We start from the raw sequence: 1,732 nt of genomic DNA on the forward strand, positions 1-1,732 counted from the left end.
CAACAAGTTCGCACGGAACGGGATGAACAAGCGGCGCAACTCAAACAAGTTCGCACGGAACGGGATGAACAAGCGGCGCAACTCAAACAAGTTCGCACGGAACGGGATGAACAAGCGGCGCAACTCAAGCAAGTTCGCACGGAACGGGATAAGCAAGCATCCTTAGCTACTGAGCAACAAAAAAAATTAGAACAAACTCTGAATCAAAGCAAACAACTGGAAGAAGAAAACTCAAGCTTGGCACAACGTCAGCAGTTGCTTGATGAAGAGTTTATTAAAGCCGAAGCACAAATTGAACTGATAAAAGATATTATTATTCGAGAAAAAGCCTTTTAAGTATTTTATGGTGTCTAATATGAGCAGCTTACTTACACTCTATCAAAAGGACTATACAGCCTGGGCTAAACAAACAGCTGAGTTACTCAAAGCAGAACGGTTTTCTGAATTAGATATTGAACATTTGCTTGAGGAACTGGAAAGCATGGGCGCAAGTGAGCGCAATGAATTAGAAAGTCGTTTGAGCATATTACTTGCGCATTTGTTAAAATGGCAATTTCAATATCAACAATTATCGGATAAATGGAAAGAATTTGATGGCAGGAGCTGGCGTTACACTATCATAGAGCAGCGTACAAGATTAGCTAAACGGTTGCGTAAATCACCTGGACTCAAATCCAGTTTACCAGAAGTTATTGCCGAGGCTTATGAAGATGCTTTAGAATTAGCAATCAAAGAAACTCAATTACCCGCATCGACATTCCCGGAACAATGCCCCTACGGGATTAATCAAATATTAGATGATGAGTTTTATCCTGGTGATTAGGTAGCTCCTGAATATGAGGGATTTAAACATGAATAATTCTCAGCTTAATTATGAAAATGACTTTTATAACTGGACACGCCAGCAAATTGAATTATTAAAAACAGGTCGTTTTAATAAATTAGATACTGTTCATTTGATTGAAGAACTTGAAGATATGGGTAAAAGCCAGCTTAGAGAATTAGAAAGCCGCCTTATTGTGTTAATTGCGCACTTACTTAAATGGCAGTTTCAACTTTCCTCACTTACTGAGCAATGGCAAGAATTTGAAGGTAAAAGCTGGCGTAAAACCATTATTGAGCAACGCACACAGCTTTTAGGTTTATTTGAAGATATGCCCAGCCTTAAAAATAAAATGCCGGGTGCTATTATAAAAGTTTATCCCAAAGCCGTTTTATTTGCTGTAGACGAGACAAGTTTGCCTAAAAATACATTTCCAGATAGGTGTCCTTACAGCACTGAACAGCTAATGGATAAAAAATTTTATCCTGTTAATGCTTGATTTTATTTTGAGCGCGTCATGCACTTTGATTTTTTCGTACCTGGGTAGCCGAACAATTGATAAATCTATGACAAATAACAGCAACCCTAAAACTCATGATTCATTATTTAAGTGGCTGATTAGTGCTTTTACACAAGAATTTTTTGCGCATTATTTTCCACATGTTAAAATAGGCAAGTACCGTTTTATTGATAAAGAATTTATCAGTAAATACGAAGCCCTGAAAGAAAGCCTGAAAGGTGATTTATTTTTAATCTTGGAAGTTGAAATTAACGGTGTCCTGCAAGAAGTCGCTATACAGATAGAGCACCAGAGCCAGCGTAAAGATATTGCAGAACGCTTGTTTGAATACTTATGTTATGTCTGGCTACTGAAAAAGAAACCCGTATGGAGTATCGTCATCTATACTG

The 1,732-nt window shown here is 37.9% G+C and carries 4 protein-coding genes; all 4 read left to right on the forward strand.

Going from position 1 to position 1,732, the window contains the following annotated elements:
• Positions 1–336, forward strand: a 336-nt coding sequence (locus QUF61_RS07395) for a hypothetical protein (RefSeq protein WP_289681202.1), incomplete at its 5' end; no start/stop codon positions are given.
• A 19-nt stretch (positions 337–355) separates the two neighbouring features.
• Positions 356–823, forward strand: coding sequence for a DUF29 domain-containing protein (locus tag QUF61_RS07400; protein ID WP_103920348.1), 468 nt, complete (start codon positions 356–358; stop codon positions 821–823).
• A gap of 28 nt (positions 824–851) precedes the next feature.
• Positions 852–1,322 (forward strand): DUF29 domain-containing protein, encoded by a 471-nt coding sequence (locus tag QUF61_RS07405; protein ID WP_103920349.1) that lies wholly within the window; start codon positions 852–854, stop codon positions 1,320–1,322.
• A gap of 67 nt (positions 1,323–1,389) precedes the next feature.
• Positions 1,390–1,732 (forward strand): RpnC/YadD family protein (locus QUF61_RS07410; protein WP_289681203.1); only part of this gene is annotated, 343 nt, incomplete at its 3' end.

The sequence above is a fragment of the Candidatus Venteria ishoeyi genome (genome assembly GCF_030378065.1).
Taxonomy (GTDB): domain Bacteria; phylum Pseudomonadota; class Gammaproteobacteria; order Beggiatoales; family Beggiatoaceae; genus Venteria; species Venteria ishoeyi.

Coding starts and splice junctions, on each gene's coding strand:
- QUF61_RS07400 (WP_103920348.1), top strand. CDS start 356: ATGAGCAGCTTACTTACACTCTATCAAAAGGACTATACAGCCTGGGCT.
- QUF61_RS07405 (WP_103920349.1), top strand. CDS start 852: ATGAATAATTCTCAGCTTAATTATGAAAATGACTTTTATAACTGGACA.